Annotated in this window: 22 protein-coding genes; 5 read left to right on the forward strand and 17 right to left on the reverse strand. The window is 43.0% G+C overall.

Translation table 11 applies throughout. The features are described 5' to 3' along the window. Positions 1-90: 90 nt before the first annotated feature. The 11 genes from dnaB to BMZ78_RS01945 form a co-directional block, all read right to left on the reverse strand. Positions 91-1,437: a replicative DNA helicase gene (dnaB, locus tag BMZ78_RS01900; RefSeq protein ID WP_093227477.1), complete on the reverse strand. Its 1,347-nt coding sequence runs from the start codon at positions 1,435-1,437 to the stop codon at positions 91-93. A 72-nt stretch (positions 1,438-1,509) separates the two neighbouring features. Next, complete coding sequence (gene rplI / locus BMZ78_RS01905; protein WP_093227479.1) at positions 1,510-1,956, reverse strand: 50S ribosomal protein L9; 447 nt, start codon at positions 1,954-1,956, stop codon at positions 1,510-1,512. A gap of 1 nt (position 1,957) precedes the next feature. Next, positions 1,958-3,922 carry a DHH family phosphoesterase gene (locus BMZ78_RS01910; protein ID WP_093227481.1) on the reverse strand — a complete coding sequence of 655 codons (1,965 nt, stop codon included), beginning with the start codon at positions 3,920-3,922 and terminating at the stop codon, positions 1,958-1,960. Positions 3,923-4,158: 236 nt separating this feature from the next. Then, the gene (locus BMZ78_RS01915; RefSeq protein ID WP_093227483.1) at positions 4,159-5,022 is read right to left on the reverse strand and encodes a DUF2232 domain-containing protein; all 864 of its coding nucleotides are present in this window, start codon (positions 5,020-5,022) and stop codon (positions 4,159-4,161) included. 65 nt (positions 5,023-5,087) lie between these two features. Next, on the reverse strand, positions 5,088-5,399 hold the full coding sequence (locus tag BMZ78_RS01920; protein WP_093227485.1) for a MazG-like family protein: 312 nt from the start codon (positions 5,397-5,399) through the stop codon (positions 5,088-5,090). Positions 5,400-5,510: 111 nt separating this feature from the next. After that, the gene (gene rpsR, locus BMZ78_RS01925) at positions 5,511-5,738 is read right to left on the reverse strand and encodes a 30S ribosomal protein S18 (protein ID WP_093227487.1); all 228 of its coding nucleotides are present in this window, start codon (positions 5,736-5,738) and stop codon (positions 5,511-5,513) included. A gap of 49 nt (positions 5,739-5,787) precedes the next feature. Next, entirely contained in the window at positions 5,788-6,264 is a 477-nt protein-coding gene (gene ssb, locus BMZ78_RS01930) for a single-stranded DNA-binding protein (protein WP_093227490.1), read from the reverse strand. A gap of 47 nt (positions 6,265-6,311) precedes the next feature. Continuing rightward, positions 6,312-6,602 (reverse strand): 30S ribosomal protein S6, encoded by a 291-nt coding sequence (rpsF, locus tag BMZ78_RS01935; RefSeq protein ID WP_093227492.1) that lies wholly within the window; start codon positions 6,600-6,602, stop codon positions 6,312-6,314. A gap of 111 nt (positions 6,603-6,713) precedes the next feature. Then, positions 6,714-7,814, reverse strand: coding sequence for a redox-regulated ATPase YchF (gene ychF / locus BMZ78_RS01940; protein ID WP_093227494.1), 1,101 nt, complete (start codon positions 7,812-7,814; stop codon positions 6,714-6,716). Positions 7,815-8,039: 225 nt separating this feature from the next. Then, a complete protein-coding gene (locus BMZ78_RS18465) occupies positions 8,040-8,264 on the reverse strand; it encodes a hypothetical protein (RefSeq protein ID WP_139203247.1) in 225 nt (74 codons plus the stop codon). Next, entirely contained in the window at positions 8,261-9,208 is a 948-nt protein-coding gene (locus BMZ78_RS01945) for an iron-hydroxamate ABC transporter substrate-binding protein (RefSeq protein WP_245739692.1), read from the reverse strand. Before BMZ78_RS01945 ends, BMZ78_RS18465 begins: the two co-directional genes overlap by 4 nt. A 237-nt stretch (positions 9,209-9,445) precedes the next feature. Here BMZ78_RS01945 and BMZ78_RS01950 point away from each other — a divergent pair, with 237 nt between their 5' ends. The 4 genes from BMZ78_RS01950 (at position 9,446) to BMZ78_RS01965 (ending at position 13,132) form a co-directional block, all read left to right on the forward strand. Then, complete coding sequence (locus BMZ78_RS01950) at positions 9,446-10,456, forward strand: FecCD family ABC transporter permease (RefSeq protein ID WP_093227711.1); 1,011 nt, start codon at positions 9,446-9,448, stop codon at positions 10,454-10,456. Further along, positions 10,453-11,463 carry a FecCD family ABC transporter permease gene (locus BMZ78_RS01955; protein WP_093227496.1) on the forward strand — a complete coding sequence of 337 codons (1,011 nt, stop codon included), beginning with the start codon at positions 10,453-10,455 and terminating at the stop codon, positions 11,461-11,463. Before BMZ78_RS01950 ends, BMZ78_RS01955 begins: the two co-directional genes overlap by 4 nt. An 11-nt stretch (positions 11,464-11,474) precedes the next feature. Further along, complete coding sequence (locus tag BMZ78_RS01960; RefSeq protein ID WP_093227498.1) at positions 11,475-12,260, forward strand: ABC transporter ATP-binding protein; 786 nt, start codon at positions 11,475-11,477, stop codon at positions 12,258-12,260. 200 nt (positions 12,261-12,460) lie between these two features. After that, positions 12,461-13,132, forward strand: a complete 672-nt coding sequence (locus BMZ78_RS01965; RefSeq protein WP_093227500.1) for a DUF4309 domain-containing protein — start codon at positions 12,461-12,463, stop codon at positions 13,130-13,132. 52 nt (positions 13,133-13,184) lie between these two features. Here the strand turns inward: BMZ78_RS01965 and BMZ78_RS01970 are convergent, their stop codons facing one another. Beyond that, complete coding sequence (locus BMZ78_RS01970; protein ID WP_093227502.1) at positions 13,185-13,391, reverse strand: DUF951 domain-containing protein; 207 nt, start codon at positions 13,389-13,391, stop codon at positions 13,185-13,187. Between the two features lie 184 nt (positions 13,392-13,575). Next, the gene (locus BMZ78_RS01975; RefSeq protein WP_093227504.1) at positions 13,576-14,208 is read right to left on the reverse strand and encodes a lysophospholipid acyltransferase family protein; all 633 of its coding nucleotides are present in this window, start codon (positions 14,206-14,208) and stop codon (positions 13,576-13,578) included. A 334-nt stretch (positions 14,209-14,542) separates the two neighbouring features. Here BMZ78_RS01975 and yyaC point away from each other — a divergent pair, with 334 nt between their 5' ends. Beyond that, positions 14,543-15,136, forward strand: coding sequence for a spore protease YyaC (gene yyaC, locus BMZ78_RS01980; protein WP_245739694.1), 594 nt, complete (start codon positions 14,543-14,545; stop codon positions 15,134-15,136). Here the strand turns inward: yyaC and BMZ78_RS01985 are convergent. From BMZ78_RS01985 to BMZ78_RS02000, 4 genes are all read right to left on the reverse strand, one after another. Beyond that, positions 15,133-16,272 carry an aminotransferase class V-fold PLP-dependent enzyme gene (locus BMZ78_RS01985; protein WP_093227506.1) on the reverse strand — a complete coding sequence of 380 codons (1,140 nt, stop codon included), beginning with the start codon at positions 16,270-16,272 and terminating at the stop codon, positions 15,133-15,135. The genes yyaC and BMZ78_RS01985 overlap by 4 nt on opposite strands. Beyond that, on the reverse strand, positions 16,269-17,132 hold the full coding sequence (locus BMZ78_RS01990; protein ID WP_093227508.1) for a ParB/RepB/Spo0J family partition protein: 864 nt from the start codon (positions 17,130-17,132) through the stop codon (positions 16,269-16,271). Before BMZ78_RS01990 ends, BMZ78_RS01985 begins: the two co-directional genes overlap by 4 nt. Continuing rightward, complete coding sequence (locus BMZ78_RS01995) at positions 17,122-17,868, reverse strand: ParA family protein (protein ID WP_093227510.1); 747 nt, start codon at positions 17,866-17,868, stop codon at positions 17,122-17,124. The genes BMZ78_RS01990 and BMZ78_RS01995 overlap by 11 nt, the downstream gene beginning before the upstream one ends. A 96-nt stretch (positions 17,869-17,964) precedes the next feature. Next, positions 17,965-19,212 carry a reverse transcriptase/maturase family protein gene (locus tag BMZ78_RS02000; RefSeq protein ID WP_093227512.1) on the reverse strand — a complete coding sequence of 416 codons (1,248 nt, stop codon included), beginning with the start codon at positions 19,210-19,212 and terminating at the stop codon, positions 17,965-17,967. Positions 19,213-19,234: the final 22 nt, after the last annotated feature.

The raw sequence follows: 19,234 nt of genomic DNA on the forward strand, positions 1-19,234 counted from the left end.
TCCGTACCATGCCAAGCTACGTTTCTATTTTAACAATCTATCCCCCGCCAGGTCAAATAAAAACGAACATTAATAAGAAAAAATCATTTTTTATTCGGGAATATCCTGATTCTTCATTTCAAGACTCAAAAATTTATTGTAGTTTTTCAGGAATAACAATTCCACTTTTCCCACTGGACCGTTCCTTTGCTTACCAATAATCACTTCGGCAATATTCTTTTTCTCCGAATCTTCATTGTAGTAATCATCCCGATATAAAAAGGCTACAATATCCGCATCCTGCTCAATCGAACCGGATTCCCTCAGATCAGACAACATCGGCCGTTTGTCTTGCCTTTGTTCGACAGCACGCGAAAGCTGAGACAGAGCAATGACAGGCACATCAAATTCCCGAGCCATCAGCTTTAAGGAACGGGATATTTCCGAAATTTCCTGTTGGCGGCTATCCCCACCTCTTCCTGTAATCAATTGCAAATAATCAATAAGGACCAGTCCCAAACCATGTTCTGCCTGAAGACGGCGCAACTTTGAGCGAATATCAAACACAGTAACACCAGGCGTATCATCAATAAAAATAGGCGCTTCACTTAATGTACCGATCGCCATCGTTAGTTTTTCCCAATCTTCTTCTTTTAAATTACCCGTGCGAAATGCCTGGGCATCAATATTTGCTTCAGCTGCAAGCATCCGCATTACCAACTGCTGAGCCGACATCTCCAAGTTGAAAATGGCGACAGTCTGCCCTGAACGAAGTGCAACATTCTGAGCCACGTTCAGTGCAAAGGCAGTTTTTCCCATACTTGGACGAGCTGCAATAATAATTAAATCAGACTTTTGAAAACCGGAAGTCATCCGATCCAAATCGACAAATCCGGAGGGAATTCCCTTTAACCCCTTCTGACTATTATACATGGACTCGATTTGCTCAAATGACTCCATCAGTACATTGCCAATGGGAATAAATCCGCCTCGCATACGTCGCTGTGAGATCTCCAATATTTTACGTTCCGCTTCATCAATCACATCGGCTACATCTTCTCCACCAGTATAACCTGAAGCAGCAATTTGGGTAGCTGTGCGAATGAGCCGACGTAGAATCGCTTTTTCTTCTACAATTTGCGCATAATACTCCACATTGGCAGCTGTCGGCACAATACCAGCCAGTTCTGTAAGATAAGCTACTCCTCCTACCTCTTCCAGCCATTTACGATCCTGCAGTTCAGCCGTCAAAGTGACTAAATCAACCGGTTCTCCTTTTTGTGCCAAATCATTGATTGCTTGAAAAAGCTTTTGATGACTTTGCCGATAAAAATCTTCTGCCCTTAATCGCTCATTCACAGTCAGCAATACAGATGGTTCAATTAAAATCGCTCCCAAAACTGCTTGCTCAGCTTCGATATTATGTGGAGGAAGACGATCAGCAAACAAATCACTCATTTGCTTCACCTCCCAACTCAATAAAAAAGCACCCCACCCCTAGTGGAGTGCCACCTATCTTTTATGGCAAGATTACTCTGCCACCACGTGCACATTGATGGTTACTGTAACTTCAGGATGCAGTTTGACCGGTACCTTGGTTACTCCTAATGAACGAATCGGTTCATCCAGTAAAATTTTTTTCTTATCAACGGAAAGCTGATGCTTTTTCTTCAATTCCTCACTAATTTGCTTGGCTGTAATCGATCCGAACATCCGTCCACCTTCTCCTGCTTTCGTAGCAAGCTTCAAGGTGACACTCTCCAGCTTTTTCCCCAATTCTTTGGCGCGTTCCAGTTCTTTTTCTTTTTTGATATTCATAATACGTTGCTGCTCTTTTAGGGTATTGATATTCCCAGGTGTCGCCTCAACAGCCAATTTGCGCGGAATTAGATAATTACGTGCATACCCTTCCGCCACTTCCTTGATTTCTCCTTTTTTTCCAGTCCCTTTTACATCTTGCAGTAAAATGACCTTCATCTTACTTGCCCCCACTTTCTAATGTCTCTTTCAGAATACGCAAGAGTTGTTCTTTTACTTCTTTCAGCTTCTGGCTTTTAATCTGACAAGCGGCATTGCTTAAGTGTCCGCCGCCTCCCATCTGCTCCATGATGACTTGTACATTCAAGTCTCCATGTGACCTTGCACTGATGGAAATCAATCCATCTTCTCGTTTGCAAATGACAAACGAAGCCCGAATGCCTTGCATATTTAAAAGAGTGTCCGCTGTTTGTGCGATCAACACTTGGTCATAACTCTCATTTTCATCACCCACCGCAATGGCGATCGTCTCATGGTACAATTCCGTGTTCTTAATAATCTCAGCCCGTTTGATAAAACGGTCCAGATCTTCTTTCAGCAAAGATTGAACCATTGTCAGATCGGCACCATGACGGCGCAAAAAGGACGCCGCTTCAAAAGTTCGTGAACCGGCACGCACAGCGAAATTCTTCGTATCCACCACGATTCCGGCCAACAGCGCTGTCGCTTCGAGCGGATCCATTGCCAACCTGCTTTCATGATACTGTAACAGCTCTGTAACCAACTCACAAGTGGAAGAAGCATAAGGTTCCAAATAAACAAGAACAGCATCATCGACAAAATCTTCTCCCCGACGGTGGTGATCAATCACGACAATCCGTTCTGCTCGCTCCAACAACCTGGGCTCAATCGCCAAAGAAGGTTTATGCGTATCAACCAGAACCAGGAGAGTATCTGGATCATCTATCCACTGCAACGCTTTTTCAGAATGAATGAGATGATCCCCCAGATAATCATGTTCATACACAACTTTCATCAAACGATCAATAGACGAATTTTTATCATCAAGCACGATATACGCTTCACAATCATTGATCAAAGCAAACTTCACAACACCGATTGCCGCTCCAAGCGCATCCATATCCGGGTCTTTATGCCCCATAACCAAAACCCGATTGCTATCTCGAATCAGATTCCTCATCGCATGCGAAATCACGCGTGCCCGAACGCGAGTCCGTTTTTCGACAGCATTGGTTTTTCCTCCAAAGAATACAATTCGTTCCTTATTTTGAACTGCAGCCTGATCACCACCACGAGCGAGAGCGATTTCCAAAGCTGCCTGTGCATTGCGAGAACGCTCAATCATGTTGTTACCAACACTGGCTACCCCAATACTCAATGTCAAAGGAATTTTATATTGTCTGGTCATATCCCGAACTACATCCAGTATATCAAACCGGGATTTAACCAGTTTGTTCAATGCTTTTTGCTCTGTCACAAAAAACATCCGATCCGTATCCAACCGTTTCACTGTCATCTCATACTCTTCTGCCCAACTGGATATTTCACTCCAAACATTGCTCAACAGAAGAGTGGTTTCCTGATCAGATAAACCTTGTTCTACATCATCCAAATTGTCTAAATGAAGAAATCCCAATACCACCTGTTCATCCTCATATTTTTCTTTCAGACGAACAAAATCAGTGATATCCCGAATAAAATAAAGTCGTTCTTCCGCCTGATGAATCAGCTCAAACGACCGTTCTCCCAATCGAATCTGCAGAGCTTTTTCGTCTTGATTCTTGACCTGTTTTAACTCTGGAAATACATCTCTTAATGGCTCTCCGATCAATCGTGACCGGTTTAGAATTTCTTGTACATAACGATTATGCCATTCAATCTGTCCATCTCGGTCATATAATAAAACGCCAATCGGCATCTCATCCAATACTGATTGACCTGCATTCTTAATGCGATGTGTTAATGTTAATAGATATTGATTAAAATCTTTACGAAAAGCCTGTTCAGCCCGATACAATACGAGTGCAAGTATAAAAAATACAGCTAAGCCAAAGATTCCAATGATCCAATTATAAATCGAAATAATCGCAGTAAGAATCAGGCTAAAACACATGGCAAATACCATGTGATACCCATACCATCTTTGGAATATAAATCTCGGCATCTCTTTATCCCCTCAAATTGCACTCGCTTCATAAACTTCATCTACATGAAAAACATCCCAATTTTGGATAGATCATCCATCAAACATGCTTCATCAGTTAGGTCTTAGTTATATTTTACCCTAGTTCACAGACAGCGCAACTATGGCATTGAAAGTAAATTTGACCAGGAAAGAGATTAAATGGCTATCTTAAGCGAAAGAGGCATTCACTCCAACAAAAAATCAAAACCCCAAACTTACTTTTGTCTATTCTTCATCTGGATCATCCATTGTCTTAAATCAAATCCTACATCAACCAAGCCCAAAAATTGAATAATCGTAAGAATAGGAGTAAAAGCAAGGAAAATGGCCAGCACCATCCAAGCTTTGTTCTTTTCCCCATAATCCAATAAAAACGCAATCAATGAATAGCCTTGGATCGTAAACAAAAGCTGTAAAATAAAAAGGATACTTAAATAATTATTGAAAAAGGGTGAATCCATGAAAATGGCAAGGAAATACACAAGTATGGTTACAACATAAAAATAAAAAAACATTTTTGGCAAACGCCAGTCTTTAAAAGGAGGCAATTTTTTATCTTCAACAGCACGTCTTTTCAACCACTTTCTTCCCAACCAAAGATTTATAATTGGGACAGGAGCAACCATAAAAAAGAGCATAACAGGCATAAACAGATTTAAACGAAAATAATGGGGATCAAACTCTACTCCCATCATTTGCTCCCAATATTGCCGAGCTTGCTCTAATTCCCGATCCCAAACCGTTAATAATTGTTGAAAGGCTGGAACAAACAGAAAAGCGATACCAAGGATCAGCAAAATTCCAACAAAACCAGCAAGGAAGCCAGCAAGGACAACATCTGTACCGGTCGACCCCGGTTTTCGGTAAACATGGCCCATGCTTACTCCTACCAATAAAGCGAAGAATATAAATAATAGCCACTCCACATTACCAAAAGCCAAAACAACTCCCCCTGCCAATACGGCCATGCCCAACGCATAGGACAAACGATACTGCGTGATCAAAAGAAACACAGGAAGGGGAAGAAGATAAAAGGCAAACAGAAGCATCGATGCCATAAACAAACTGATCAAAAACAAAAAGAATAAGGTAAGGAGAAAAAAGTCTCTCCATGCTTCTCTAGGCTGTCTCGGTAAGATTTATATCACCTCTTGTTCATGTATTCTTCAAGCGAAGAAAGATCACCATACCATTCTTCCAATTGGTGACCTTCATTTTTATGTTCTCTTAACTTTTCGATAACTGCCTGATCCAGCTCCCGAAATGAAAGACCCACTCTTCTGGCTAAAATATAAACCGAAACAATCAAACTAGATAAACTATCTATAATAAAATGACGATTGGCATAATGAAGCCCCTTATATAGGTTGGCAATCTGGTCAAGAATTTCAGTTTTTAGCCAATCGATAACTTTTACATTTTTTGCAAATTGCATCCCTTTCTCCGGCCGGTTCATCTGTCTTGCACTCCTTTAATGTAAAGACATCTAGAAGAATTTTCCACAACTTCCGGCCATTTTCCTGCTTTTAGACGAAAAACAGGGGCACCCAAGACCCCTGTTTTCAGATTAATCGTTGGTATATGGTAAGAGAGCCATTTGACGAGCTCTTTTAATCGCACGGGTTAATTGACGTTGATATTTGGAGCTGGTGCCCGTTACACGACGTGGCAAAATTTTGCCGCGCTCACTGATAAATTTCTTGAGCAGATCTACGTCTTTGTAATCGATGTAATCGATTTTATTCACCGTAAAGTAGCAAACTTTACGACGTTTATTTCCGCGACGACGTGCCATTGTTGATTCCCTCCTTCTATCTCAAAATCATCTTTATCTATTCCGTTCACTAGAAAGGCAAATCATCATCGGAGATGTCAATGGGTTTGCCATCATCAGCAAATGGATCATCCATCGACTGCTGACGGTTACCACCATAAGAGCTTCCACCAGAACCTCCACTACCATAAGTAGGTCCAAAATCATCAACAGGACCTGCCGCACGATTTTTCGGTTCTAAAAAGCGTACATCATCAGCTACAACCTCAGTAGTCCAAACTGTACGGCCTTCTTGGTTTTCATAGCTTCGCACCTGAATTCTACCCTCTAAACCGACCAAAGATCCTTTACGGATAAAATTCGCACAGTTCTCAGCCAATCCACGCCAAGTTACAACCGGAATAAAATCGGCTTCACGCTCACCCTGTTGGTTTGTATAGTTTCGATTGACAGCCACAACAAACCGCGTAACCGCTACACCATTTGGAGTATAACGGAGCTCTGGATCACGTGCTAACCGCCCAATCAGGATGACCCGATTCAGCATTGACATCCTCCCCCTCTAAATCACTCGATGATTCACCTTTCCCGTGTTTATTTCTCTTCCAGGTTGATGGTTAAATGACGAATAATGTTATCATTGATGTTAATGACCCGGTCAAGCTCAGAAACCAAGTCCGGATTTGCCTTGAAAGTGTACACGGTGTAAATACCTTCACGGTATTTATCAATCATGTACGCAAGACGGCGTTTACCCATATCCTGCTCTTCGAGGATTTCACCGCCATTTTCCGTGATCACCGATTTTACTTTCTCACGTGTTGCCTTCAAGGTTTCTTCATCCGCATCTGGACGTACGATGAAGTTTACTTCATATTTACGCATCACACTACACCTCCTTCTGGACTTTGCGGCTCCACCCAATTCCAGTGGAGCAAGGAGTAATAATTACTCACGATACTATATTCTATCAAAAAGATGTGGAAGCCGCAAGAATTAAACTGCAAAGCGGAAAGTAATGATGTCACCATCCTGCACGACATAATCTTTTCCTTCTAAACGAAGCAATCCTTTTTCCCGTGCCTGTACCAATGATCCTGCAGCCATTAAATCCTGATAACCAACCACTTCTGCCCGAATAAAGCCACGCTCAAAGTCCGAATGGATCACTCCAGCTGCTTGGGGTGCTTTGGTACCTTCCCGAATCGTCCAGGCACGTACCTCTTTTTCTCCTGCTGTAAAATAAGTAATCAATCCCAGCAAGCGATATGCCGCAGCGATTAATCGATCCAATCCTGAGGTTTCCAGACCCAGTTCTGCCAAAAACAACTTTCTCTCTTCCTCATCCAACTCCGCAATCTCTGCTTCCACTTGGGCACTAACCGTCACTATATCTGCCCCCTCGCTCATGGCGATTTCTTTTACTGTTTGTACATGTGGATTTTTCTCTGGATGAGCCACATCTTGCTCACTCACATTTGCTGCATACAACATTTTTTTCATGGTTAACAGATTCAAACTTTTAATGATAAACTTTTCCTCTTCAGTCAAACCTACCGAACGCGCCGGGCGGCCTTCAGCCAATGCTTCCTGCACCTTGGTCAAAATCTCATATTCCGCTATCGCCAATTTGTCTCCGCTCTTCTTCTGTCTTGCCACACGATCCAGTCTTTTCTCAACCGTCTCCAAATCAGCAAGTACTAACTCCAAATTAATGGTTTCAATATCACTGGCTGGATCCACTTTCCCAGATACATGCGTAATATTCTCATCTTCAAAACAACGGACCAGATGGATGATCGCATCCACTTCACGAATATGTGCCAGAAATTTGTTACCCAGTCCTTCGCCTTTACTGGCTCCCTTAACTAGTCCGGCAATATCCACAAATTGTACAGAAGTAGGTACGATCCGTTGTGGATTGACCATCTCTGCCAAACGCTCCAGACGTTCATCCGGAACATCTACAACCCCTACATTGGGATCAATCGTACAAAAAGGGTAGTTCGCTGACTCTGCCCCCGCTTGTGTAATCGCATTAAACAATGTCGATTTCCCAACATTGGGAAGACCAACAATACCCGTAGTTAATCCCATCAATCGCACTCCTTTTTTTCTCTGTTCATAATCCTTGTTCATTATAGTAAAAAAAAACGCAGATTTCATGTTTCATATCAAACAAAAAGAAACAGGATATCATGTCGCTGGTTGACAAAGTTTCCTTTTTTGAGGACGCAATTCCTTCTCCATTCCCCTATGATGCATCAACTATCTGAAAAAGTAGCAATATTGCGAGCTTAATGATCAGGCTAAACGGCTGATTTACGAGACATGCCCTAAACCGATCAGGTCAAACCGCCAGTAAATGATCACAAATAGCATGGCAAGCGGATATCGTGTCATTGAACTGACGTGAAGAGATACTCTTTCATATGAATACCAGCTTAGTCCATGTTCAAAAAGCCGAGAAGCATGGAGGGTCAGTGTTAGGGACAGAAAAAGGGACTGGCCCAAAAGGCGGTCCCATAACAGAGAAATCGTTCTCATTTGGTTAAAGACTCCATGATTTTATCCATGGTCAGTTTGCTTGCCACCAAGCCGTTGATCGTCCAATGGCTGGGGTCTTCCATTTCGTATACATTCCCTTTCTTGACAGCTAGGATACTTTTCCAAACCGAACTTTGCTTGAGCTGTTCCAGACCGGCTTCATTCGGCCGGCTGACGAGGAAGATGTGGTCAGCATCGAGGTCAGCCAACGCTTCAAGCGAAACCGGGCTCCAGTTCGTTTCTGCTTTTGGCAGTTTTTTTACCATATCTGGCTGAGCCACTCCCAAGTCGTGATACAGCACATTTGCAGCATAACGCGTGTTTTCAAACAGGTAATATTGTTTGCCGAACACCCACAGGATGGCAGCAGATTCATCTCCAATCGCCGCTTTGATGTCCGCTCTTGCTTTTTTGACCTTGGCATCATAGTCCGCCAGTGCCTCTTTTGCTTTTTCTTCTTTTCCCAACAATTGTCCCATCACTTGCAGCTGCTTCCGCCAATCCGCGCTTTCCGCATCTTTAAAAACGTAAGTAGGCGCGATTTTTTTGTATTTTTCATATTGCCCTTTTTTAATGGATGCCGCCGAGCTGAAAATAATCAAATCTGGATTGGCTTTGATCGTTTGTTCCAATGGCAAGTCCCACTCGATTTTAGGTACCCCTTTCAAATATGGCTGTAAGTAATCATGTACCGTTGTGCCGATCGACCATTGAGCGGCAGGTGTAACGCCAAGTGCCACGAGCGAATCTTCCATATTTGGGGCGAGGACCCGCCGGGGATTGTTTGGGATGGTCACTTTGCCCATCGCATCAGTCACGGTGATGTCTTGCTCGGTTTGCCCATTCCCTTTATGGGCGCTTCCATTCTGGCCACAAGCGGTTAATATCAATGCAACACAAAAAACACCAATGATGAATTCCATATACTTGATTCGAAATGCCATGTCCATGCCTCCTTCATGAACAAATGAACACTATCACCGAAAATGATAATTATTATCAATATAAATGTCAACAATGTCGGAATAATGATTTGTCAATTTCGGATGATTAAATACAAAAAGGGATTGAAACTTGAGGAAGGTCGATTCTATAATCATATTAATGAAAATGATTATCATTCGTATTCGATGACGTAGAAAGGTTGCGTTCAGGTGTTGAGAAATCATGTACAACAAACGATGGGAGCAGCGGGACGGAGAGCACGAACGGGATGGATCCTGTTAGTTGGGATCATCGGAATCCTGCTGGCACTTGCTGTTTCTCTTGTTTATGGAACGAAAGATCTGCAATTGAGTACAGTATGGCAAGCGTTGTTTGCTTATGATCCGGACATCAAGGCACACCAGATTGTGCAGGATATTCGCTTTCCGCGATCCTTGGCGGCAGCTTTGATCGGCGCTTACCTGGCCTTGTCGGGAGCCATCATGCAAGCGTTGACCCGAAATCCGCTCGCAGAACCTTCACTCTTGGGAGTGTCGCATGGAGCAGCATTCGCCCTTGTCGTAACCATTGCTTTTGTTCCGGACATTTCAATCGTTGGGGCAACTGTCAGTTCAATGACTGGCGCCGGGTTAGCGGTGCTGTTTGTGTTTGTGTTAGCTTCTGCGTCAAATGGAAACGTGACCCCTGTTAAACTGTCCCTTGCCGGTATCGCGACAGGGATGTTTTTAAGCTCGTTGACATCAAGCATCGCCCTGCATTTTGACGTTTCAAAAGAGATGGGTTTTTGGTATGCCGGTGGATTGGCAAACATGGATTGGCGTGCGGTTAAAGTGCTTGCCGTCGCCGGTTTATTTGGCATCCTGATTGTCACGGCGCTCGCACGTGCATTGACGTTACTCCATTTGGGTGCAGATGTAACGAAAGGTCTGGGAATTCATGTGCAGGCGGTCAAAACACTTGCAGTTCTCGCTGTGCTGCTGTTAACGGGAAGTTCAGTGGCCGTATCCGGGGCGATTGGTTTTGTTGGTCTGGTTGTTCCTCACATCAGTCGCATGTTGGTCGGACTGAATTACCGGTTTTCACTCCCGGTTTCGGCGGTCCTTGGCAGCCTGTTGCTTGTGTTGGCCGATGTTGGGGCAAGGATGATCAATCCGCCGTTTGAAACGCCCGTTGGTGTGGTGACAGCCTTGATTGGCGTGCCATTTTTCCTCTATTTGGTTCGGAATGAAAAGGGTCGGACAGCATGAACCGAAGCCAGATGAAGTTGAAGTGGACGATATGGGTTTTGTCCGTACTCCTTTTACTCGCATGTTTATTGAGCTTGAACGTCGGTGTTGTCGCCATTTCACCAGCGGAAGTGTTCCAAATGCTCACAGGTAATGGAACGGAACAACAAGCGCTGGTTTTATTTGAGATTCGCTTGCCTTCCATGGTGTTGGCACTCCTCGTTGGTACAGCCATGGCGATTTCCGGGGCCATTTTGCAAAGCATCACACGCAATGAACTGGCGGACCCGGGTATCCTTGGCATCAATACGGGAGCAGGGTTGGCGGTAGTCATTTATATCGCTTTTTCTCAAACAGCCACAGGCAGTCTGAGTGCGTCCGGTGCGCTTATTTTGCCGTTCTTCGCTTTTTTCGGGGCTTTGCTGACGGCTGTCTTGATTACCGTTCTCGCCTGGAAGCGTGGCTTTCATTCCATTCGATTGATTCTGGTGGGCATCGGAATCAACGCGGGTTTGAGTGCCATCCTGATCACGCTGCAACTGAGGCTTTCGCCCCAAGATTTTATGGAAGCCATGGTTTGGTTATGCGGAGACTTGTGGGCCACACAATGGCAGTATGTAAGGACCCTTTCATCTTGGCTTGTTTTGCTGATTCCTTACACATTATATAAAGCTCACACGCTGAACATATTGAATTTGGGCAGCCAGGTGGCAACTGGACTCGGTATCCGTTCAAACCGTGAGTACCTGATTCTCATCGTACTGGCAGTGGCGATGTCTGGACTCGGGGTAGCAGCAGGCGGAGGAATCGCCTTTTTGGGGTTGATCGCCCCGCATATCGCCCGCCGCATTGTGGGTCCACGTCATCAAGCGATGTTGCCTCCAGCCGCTCTGCTGGGTTCCCTCATATTGCTGTTGTCCGACACGATTGGGAAAAATCTCTTATCTCCAACCGAGTTGCCGGCTGGCATGGTTGTGTCTATGGTCAGTGCTCCATATTTTATCTTTTTGTTGATGAAAACGAAGTGAGGAGGGAAATGATGACAACCCTATCAGCGGAACAGTTAACGATTGGCTATGATGAACGGACGATTGTGCGACAGTTGGATTTGGTTTTTCCACCAGGCCAGATCACGGCCATCATCGGTCCGAACGGTTGCGGCAAATCCACGATCCTAAAGACGATGGCGCGGCTTCATCCAGCAACATCGGGGGCCGTTTATTTGGATGGGAAGATGATTCAAAAGATGCCGACGAAGGAAATTGCCAAAAAGATGGCCATATTGCCCCAGTCACCGGAAGCGCCAAACGGGCTCACGGTATATGAGTTGGTCTCATATGGACGAACCCCACATCAATCCGGTTTTGTGCGGTTGAATCAACACGATTGTGACATGATCGCATGGGCGCTGGAAGTGACGGGATTGACAGAGCTTCAACACCAAGCCGTGGATGCGCTGTCGGGTGGTCAGCGGCAGAGGGCATGGATTGCGATGGCCCTTGCCCAGGAGACCGATTTGCTATTGTTGGATGAACCTACCACCTATCTTGATTTGGCACATCAATTGGAAGTGTTGCAACTTCTGGAGAAGCTGAATCAAGAAGACGGGCGCACGATCATCATGGTAATTCATGATCTGAATCACGCTTCACGTTTTGCGCATCAGTTGGTTGCGCTTAAGAAAGGCAGCATCGTCAAACAAGGAACGGCGGAACAAGTGATGATCCCAAATGTACTCAAGGAGGTATTCAACATTGACACAACCATAGTCCGCGATCCGCGCACCAATAAACCAGCCATCATTTCGTACGACTTGATCAGGTAACGATGGGATGAATCCCCCAACACAAATGGTGTATTTGTTATGTACTGCTGACCAGCATCTTTCTCAAAGAAAGCGGACAATTTTTATATAAAATAAATCATCTTTTATTTAACAATTTATACATATCATCTTCATTCACCTATTTGTATAATAAAGTAGCGCAATGAATAGATATATTTCGAATAGTCGGGGGAAAATATATGAGAGTTCCAACAAGAGTCATGACATTATTTTTTCTTTTATCTAGTTTTCTTGTTTTAAGTGCTTGCAACGACAAAACCGAAGCAAAAACAGAAGAGAGCCAAAATGTGGCTTCCGCCAATACGAATCAGGAAAACAACACTACCACAGAAAACAAGAATCAAGGACCGGCAGAAACAAATCAGGAAAAAAAAGAGCCCATACCAGCGGAACAACTATTGCCACAGGTAAAACAGTTGGCCATGCAAGGGAAAGTGATCAATTGTGAATTTGCCTTGGGAACACCTCTTAGTACCGTCAAGGAAAAATACGGAAAACCGGATCAGGCAGTCGGCCATCAAGTTATGTACGAGAAACAGGGTCTATTCTTTTACTATACAAGAAACAGCCAAATTGTTTACTATATTTCTTCTGCCGATGAACGATATAAAAATATTACCATGACCAATATGAAACAGATTTTGGGAAAACCAGATGCCAATGTCAGCACGGAGGCTCTTTCTTTCCTCTATTATGCAGGGAACTATCAAGTGATTTTTCACTTTAACCCTCGCAATAAAGAATTGCTCAGTATCGATATCAATGATCCGAAAAATAGCATCCTCTATAAAAATGTGTCAACGAAACTGAACAAAACAACTCCAAAAACTCCTGCAACTCCTACTAACTAAAAATTCCTCATCAAATAGATAAACGAGCTTTCTCATTGAAAGCTCGTTTGTGCTATTCTCCAGCTTCTTCAGCTCGAATCAGTATCTTTTTCATTCGCTGTTCAAATCGGCGACGTGGTAGCAAAACACTGTGATTACAACCAGTGCATTTCATTCGAATATCTGCTCCCATCCGAATCACTTTCCAAGCATTCGTACCGCAAGGATGAGGTTTTTTCATTTCCACAATATCTCCCAAACCAAACTCTTTTCTTTGCATTACAGATCACTCTCTTCTCAAATCTGTCTTTAGACTAAACGGTCAGATTTGAAAGCACAGGTTATCTACACAGCGGATCCAACACAGCCTTTTGAATTCATTTTATGGATAAAATACATTTTTGCAAGATAAATATTTTTCCTCAACGACTGAAACAAATCCATGGCCTTTGTACGGTTTCAATTCAAGAGTCCACGATCTTTGTGCCTTCTCTGGGAATTTCCTCTTTTAACTTTAACAATATTTCCATCACTTGTTGGCTTAATTTTGTTTGTTTTTCTTTCAACGATCCTTCTTCAGGCGGGAAAATCAATGCATCGATCAATACATCGATAGGTTTGGGACGAAGAAAAAAACTTCCCTGTGGTAAAACCTCATCCATTCCTTTGAGATAAACAGGCAAAATAGGAGCCTGGCCTTTGATCGCCAAATACGCCGCTCCCTGCTTCAACTCATGCAACGATTCCTTCTCTTTGATTCCTCCTTCCGGGAAAATGCCAACCACCTTTCCCTCTTTCAACAAGGACAATGCGATCCGAATCGCTTGAATGTCCGCTCTTTCTCGATGAACAGGAAAGGCACCTGCTTTTTCCAGAAACCATCGAATCAGGCAATTGGAAAATGCCTCGCTTTTAGCCATAAAGTGAATATGCCTTGGACAAATCGCCGATAGATAAAAAGGATCCAAATAACTGGGATGATTAGCAACAATAATAAGTGGTCCTGTCATAGGGATATGATCCATTCCAATTACATGGACTCGATGATACCAACGTATAAATGATCGAAGCCATTTTTTCCCTGTCTCAAATGACATGGAGATTCACCTATTTTCCAGTTGGTTCTTCCTGATCAACTTTTTATTTCATGGATCTAGATACTATTTTAAATAAATTTATACTATTTAAAACATATAAGGGTATATATAATATAACTTGATATATGGAAGATTCTCGGCTCTCACGGCATCCCTGCCGCTTTTCCCCCCTAAACAATCAATATGGTTTGACGTTTCAAGCGCTCACTTTTTCATTCATGATTCCATGCCCATCATGGATCCGCTGTATCTATTCAACTTCCAGTCCCATCATGTATATTCTTCTCCGATTTTCCGTATACTGGTAAGGATGAACGTTTCGGAGGTAGCAAAAATGAGAGAGTTTCATTTTATTTCTAAAACCCACTCTTTCACTTTTCCATATCGCATGGAATATACACATCCACTGGCAAGACAACACTTCTCTGATCATCTTGCGTATGCATTAAAAGATATACAATCCAACATCCCGATTATTTGTGTTTGCATAGGAACCGATCGCTCAACAGGTGATTCACTGGGTCCCCTGGTTGGCACTTTTTTGTCAAAACAAGCCCCCGCCAATATCAAAGTATTTGGGACGTTGGATGAACCTGTTCATGCACTCAATTTACAAGAAACCATCCATCATATTCAAAACAAATATCCAGAAAGTCCGGTTATTGCAGTTGATGCCTGTTTGGGACATTTTAAAAACGTTGGCTGGATTCAATTAGGTCTAGGGCCCATTAAGCCAGGAGCAGGAGTCAAAAAAGAACTTCCTGAAGTCGGCCAAATCCATATCAAAGGAATTGTGAATGTGTCCGGCTTTATGGAATATATGATTTTGCAAAATACACGGCTTAGTGTTGTGATGAAAATGGCAGAAGTTATTGCTTCATCGATTTTAACGGCTACTTCATCTGAACCGATCTCTTCGTCTCTTTAGGCAAATGCTTGGCTAATTTCACGGATGGCCTGAATAAATTGATCAATGTCTGTTTCTGTATTAAAGTATCCCGGACTGACTCGCACTGCACCGATTTGCTCCGTTTTCATCTGTTGGTGGGCCAAGAAAGCACAGTGCAAACCAGCCCGCACCGCGATCTGATAATGTTGATCCAAAATCATGGCCACTTCTGTTCCGCTTACATTGGATAAATTAAAGGAAACAATCGGGAGTTCAGGTGGCTCTAACGTATATAGCTGTACCTCCCGGATGTTTGATAACCCTTCCCACAGTCGATATAGCAATTTCATTTCATGTTCATAGATTTTCTCGATCCCTGTTTCCAAAATAAACTGAACTCCTGCGCCCAATCCAGCAATTCCCGGTGTGTTCGGTGTACCGCTCTCAAAACCCGTCGGACGCTCAACAGGTTGTTGCAGCTCCTCAGAGCGACTTCCCGTTCCACCTTGAATCATGGGTTCCAATGGGACAGATTCATGCACATATAAGCCACCTGTTCCCTGCGGACCAAATAAACTTTTATGTCCCGGAAAAGCAAGCAGATCAATGGGAAGTTGCTCTACATGAATAGGAACAAGACCAGCCGTCTGTGCTGCATCCACTAAGTAAAATACACCGTGTTTCCGTGCAACTTCACCAATTTCTTCAATGGGTAAAATCTCCCCTGACACATTGGAACCATGAATGGTAACAATTAATCGGGTATTTTCTTGAATCGATTGCTCTACTTGTTTTGCCCATCCTAACTTGGCATCATATGAGAGATATGTCACTTGCACTTTCTCTTTCTGTTGTAAAAAAGCAACAGGACGTGCAACCGCATTATGCTCCCAACCCGTCAAAATCACATGATCTCCCGGTCTAACCAAACCTTTGATGGCTTGATTTAACGCTTGTGTCGTATTGGCAAAAAACAATAGATTGCTAGGATCCTTGATTCCTAGCAATTGAGTCAAGAGCTGACGTGTATGGGCAATAGCCTGATTGGCTCGCCTTGCCAGTTGGTGATTTCCTCGTCCTGGGTTGGCACCATATTCTTCAATGGCTTGTTTCACCGCATCTGCCACACCTTTAGGTTTGGGCCATGTAGAAGCTGCATTATCCAAGTAAATCATCCGATCACCCGATCCTGATGTAATAATTCAATTAACCGTTCGAGTTCACGTTCTGAATAATATTCGATCTCGATTTTCCCTTTACGTCGACCATGTTTAATTTTTACTGGTGTACTCAACAGCTGTTGTAATAAATCCTCATATCGACGAATGCTTGGATCTACTTCAACTTTTTCCTTGTTTTTTTCCTTTTTTAACGGATGCTGGTTCACTTTTTGCACCCATTCTTCCAGTTCACGTACACTGGCTCCTTCTCTCTTAACTTTCTCCGCCAGCTTTTTTTGCAACTCCACATCTTTTACCCCTAACAAAGCACGAGCATGCCCCATGGATAATGTTCCACGTGAAACATCTTCTTGAATCTCGCTCGGCAACTGTAACAGACGCAGAAAGTTTGTTACATGTGGACGGCTTTTCCCAACCCGTTCTGCCAGTTGTTCTTGAGTCAATGAAAAATGTTTCATTAATTTTTCATATGCATGGGCAATTTCAATCGGATTGAGATCTTCACGTTGGAGGTTTTCCACCAAGGCAATCTCCATCATCTGATTATCATTTAACTCTCTCACAACAACGGGTACCTTTTTTAAGTCCAGTCTTTTAGCAGCCTGAAACCGCCGTTCTCCAGCAACAATCTCATACCCACGAATACTTTTCCTTACCACCAAGGGTTGGATAATTCCATGCTGTTTAATCGATTCGCTTAATTCGTTCAGAGCTTCATCATCAAAGTGCTTACGTGGTTGGTAGGGATTGGGACGCAGTTCATCGATGCCAACTTCAGTGACAACATCATCCTCAGCAACCTCCATTTGCGGAAACAAGGAGCCCAATCCCCTACCTAATCCCTTATTGCTCATGACAAATCACTTCCTTAGCTAATTCAAGATAACATTCAGCTCCACGCGAACGAGCATCATACATTAAAATGGGCTTGCCATGACTGGGTGCTTCACTTAACCGAACATTTCGTGGAATCACGGTTTGATAAACTTTTGAGCCGAAATATTTTTGCACTTCTTCCATGACTTGTACAGATAAGTTGGTTCGTTTATCAAACATGGTTAATAAAACACCTTCAATGCCCAGATGCTTATTTAAGTGTTTTTGTACAAGGCGAATGGTATTAAGTAGCTGTCCTAATCCTTCTAAAGCATAAAACTCACATTGAATTGGAATCATCACTGTTTCTGCAGCCGTTAATGCATTGAGAGTAATGATTCCCAAGGACGGAGGACAATCGATAAAAATGTAATGAAAGTCATTTTTGATATACTGCAGTGCCCTTTTTAAACGCATTTCGCGTGAGATTGCTTGAGCTAGCTCAATTTCTACTCCTGCCAATTTAATGGTTGCAGGAATTACCCATAAATTACTTACCGAAGTGGACAAAATGACTTCATTTGCCGTCATTTCATTCATAAGTACATCATAAATGCAATGTTTTACATCGGATTTATTAATTCCCAAGCCACTGGTTGTATTTCCCTGAGGATCAATATCTACAATAAGCACTTTACGTCCCAAAGAAGCCAAACTGGCCGCAAGGTTGATTGCTGTTGTTGTTTTGTAGGGTAGAGAATTGGCGCCTTGCATTTGCAATGCAGGTTTCCAGCCTCCCCCTCCGAACCGAACGTACACCTTTCGATGTATTCGGCTCTCCAGTTGTCGCTAAGCCGGAAGTTGAATCATCTATTCCATCTTGATTGGATGATGGCAGCGTCGAATCGGATATGGAAAATACACCATCCACTTTTCTTGGCCATCAGCTGTAAGGTATGTGGTTCCAATCGTGGTTCGTTGCATCTTTGAGTGGGTGAACCCATACTTGTCGATCACCTTTTGCATCGAACATTTTTCCTTACTTGCGATGGTTTTCAGCAGGCTTCGAAAGTGATAATAACGAAATTTCCCCAACTTTTTATTTACATCATGAGCAAAGCAGTAATAATTATATAGACTGCTGATCTCTTGATGATATAGAGAAATGATCTTTGGCACAGGCAAATGGATGCGTGCAGAATAATGAGTCGGTCTCCCATTTTTCATAAAAGGCCGAAGCTTTTCTTGCAGCACAGGTTGTGGAACAAGATACAGAAGTCTCCCATTCTTTGCACGAGTAATATGGTAGCCCATAAACAAAAGTAATTGTTCCCGTAAACTGATCACCTGGCTTTGTTCTGGATCTAACTCCAAACGATATTGCTGGTCTAAAAATGCCATCAATTTTTGTTGGCATTCCACAGCCATGCTCTTTGGGCCTTGAACGAAAATCAACAAATCATCCACATGTCGAATGTACTTCATCTTCCCCTGAGATGCATACGCGTCCGCAAAATGATCCATCCAAACATCCAATGGTTGTAAATATATATGCGCCAACAAGAATGCTAGCTTCTGATCTTTTGATCCAAAAGGTGGTTGTATATATCCTGCCTGAAGAAAACGTCGAATCAATTCAAGCAAACGTCCATCTTGGATCTTGTTACTGAGTTGATGAAGTAATAAGGATGGGGACATCTGTGAAAAGAAATGCCTGATCTTTCCTCTGAATACCCAATGCGCTCCACTGGCTAATGATTCAATCTTATGTAGAAAAGGAATAACAGCCACATCCCCGTTGACCCCACCTGTAGTACGCAAAAATAGCGGTTCATATATCGCACGGAGGAGCAAATAAAGGATTTCCTGGACCAGTCGATCTATATCGCTTATTCTGCTTTGCTCACGTGAAAGAAATTGAGGATAATATTGCTCATTCCTCAATTTTTGAAGAGTGGATTGAATGGTATCTGCACTCACTTGTATATGAAGTTTTTTTTGAGCGAACAAATAAAAGTCAGGATTAAAAAAGTTACGATACAACCGCTGAAAAACAAAAGATGGATTTTCTTTCGACTTCCGGCCTAGTAATGATAAGATTACTTCGGCTCTCTGCATTACGCATACCTCCGTAATTTAT

The organism is Thermoflavimicrobium dichotomicum, assembly GCF_900114055.1.
GTDB lineage: Bacteria > Bacillota > Bacilli > Thermoactinomycetales > Thermoactinomycetaceae > Thermoflavimicrobium > Thermoflavimicrobium dichotomicum.

What these genes read in the sequence shown, in the direction of transcription:
- dnaB (WP_093227477.1), bottom strand. Translation starts at nt 1,437, where the DNA reads ATGAGTGATTTGTTTGCTGATCGTCTTCCTCCACATAATATCGAAGCT.
- rplI (WP_093227479.1), bottom strand. Translation starts at nt 1,956, where the DNA reads ATGAAGGTCATTTTACTGCAAGATGTAAAAGGGACTGGAAAAAAAGGA.
- BMZ78_RS01910 (WP_093227481.1), bottom strand. Translation starts at nt 3,922, where the DNA reads ATGCCGAGATTTATATTCCAAAGATGGTATGGGTATCACATGGTATTT.
- BMZ78_RS01920 (WP_093227485.1), bottom strand. Translation starts at nt 5,399, where the DNA reads ATGAACCGGCCGGAGAAAGGGATGCAATTTGCAAAAAATGTAAAAGTT.
- rpsR (WP_093227487.1), bottom strand. Translation starts at nt 5,738, where the DNA reads ATGGCACGTCGTCGCGGAAATAAACGTCGTAAAGTTTGCTACTTTACG.
- ssb (WP_093227490.1), bottom strand. Translation starts at nt 6,264, where the DNA reads ATGCTGAATCGGGTCATCCTGATTGGGCGGTTAGCACGTGATCCAGAG.
- rpsF (WP_093227492.1), bottom strand. Translation starts at nt 6,602, where the DNA reads ATGCGTAAATATGAAGTAAACTTCATCGTACGTCCAGATGCGGATGAA.
- ychF (WP_093227494.1), bottom strand. Translation starts at nt 7,814, where the DNA reads ATGGGATTAACTACGGGTATTGTTGGTCTTCCCAATGTTGGGAAATCG.
- BMZ78_RS18465 (WP_139203247.1), bottom strand. Translation starts at nt 8,264, where the DNA reads ATGAGAACGATTTCTCTGTTATGGGACCGCCTTTTGGGCCAGTCCCTT.
- BMZ78_RS01945 (WP_245739692.1), bottom strand. Translation starts at nt 9,208, where the DNA reads ATGGCATTTCGAATCAAGTATATGGAATTCATCATTGGTGTTTTTTGT.
- BMZ78_RS01950 (WP_093227711.1), top strand. Translation starts at nt 9,446, where the DNA reads ATGGGAGCAGCGGGACGGAGAGCACGAACGGGATGGATCCTGTTAGTT.
- BMZ78_RS01955 (WP_093227496.1), top strand. Translation starts at nt 10,453, where the DNA reads ATGAACCGAAGCCAGATGAAGTTGAAGTGGACGATATGGGTTTTGTCC.
- BMZ78_RS01960 (WP_093227498.1), top strand. Translation starts at nt 11,475, where the DNA reads ATGACAACCCTATCAGCGGAACAGTTAACGATTGGCTATGATGAACGG.
- BMZ78_RS01965 (WP_093227500.1), top strand. Translation starts at nt 12,461, where the DNA reads ATGAGAGTTCCAACAAGAGTCATGACATTATTTTTTCTTTTATCTAGT.
- BMZ78_RS01970 (WP_093227502.1), bottom strand. Translation starts at nt 13,391, where the DNA reads ATGCAAAGAAAAGAGTTTGGTTTGGGAGATATTGTGGAAATGAAAAAA.
- BMZ78_RS01975 (WP_093227504.1), bottom strand. Translation starts at nt 14,208, where the DNA reads ATGTCATTTGAGACAGGGAAAAAATGGCTTCGATCATTTATACGTTGG.
- yyaC (WP_245739694.1), top strand. Translation starts at nt 14,543, where the DNA reads ATGAGAGAGTTTCATTTTATTTCTAAAACCCACTCTTTCACTTTTCCA.
- BMZ78_RS01985 (WP_093227506.1), bottom strand. Translation starts at nt 16,272, where the DNA reads ATGATTTACTTGGATAATGCAGCTTCTACATGGCCCAAACCTAAAGGT.
- BMZ78_RS01990 (WP_093227508.1), bottom strand. Translation starts at nt 17,132, where the DNA reads ATGAGCAATAAGGGATTAGGTAGGGGATTGGGCTCCTTGTTTCCGCAA.
- BMZ78_RS01995 (WP_093227510.1), bottom strand. Translation starts at nt 17,868, where the DNA reads ATGCAAGGCGCCAATTCTCTACCCTACAAAACAACAACAGCAATCAAC.
- BMZ78_RS02000 (WP_093227512.1), bottom strand. Translation starts at nt 19,212, where the DNA reads ATGCAGAGAGCCGAAGTAATCTTATCATTACTAGGCCGGAAGTCGAAA.